General features: G+C 50.9%; 1 protein-coding gene. It reads right to left on the reverse strand.

The features are described from left to right. On the reverse strand, positions 1–431 hold a 431-nt coding region (locus AC2D8P_RS16665), incomplete at its 3' end, for an Arm DNA-binding domain-containing protein (RefSeq protein WP_484704009.1). Positions 432–597: the final 166 nt, after the last annotated feature.

Here is a 597-nt window from a genome sequence, read left to right on the forward strand (position 1 = left end):
CGATGCCGATCAGCCACCATCTGCTTGCTGATCTCGTCCAACGGCAGACGCATCCAATCTTTCAAGTGCAGTTCGAACTGCTGGCGCATACTTTGTTTGTGATCGTCAGATCGAAGCTTCGGTCGTCGAAGATATGACTCCAGAGCCGCTTCCAATCGTGGGGCACCAATCTGAGCCACCTTCCCTGCCCCGCGCCCCAGGTCCAAGGCCAGTTCCATCGCTGTCTGTCGAGCAGCGTGCGCGGAGATCATCGGATATCGACCAATCAAGACGCGTTGGGTCTTCCCACCCACGTCTTTCTGGAAGTACCAAGTCTTGGACCGTTTCCCCACGAAGAGAACAAGACCCCTGATCTCGCTATCCCAGTGCTTGTCGGTTCCTGTTCTGGAGTGAGGAAGGCGCTTGGCGAGTGTTTCTGTGAGCTTTGGCATATTGTCGGTTTTTTGTAGGTAATGAAATGAAACAAGATGATACTGAGTGATACTCAGTGCAATCATTTAATAAATAAAATGAAAGAGATAGCAACACCATGCAACTCAGTGAAACTCACTACACTTGCTTGGAAGGCTAAGGTCTTACCACTACACAACGCCCGCT

This window comes from Roseovarius sp. YIN77, from assembly GCF_057219155.1.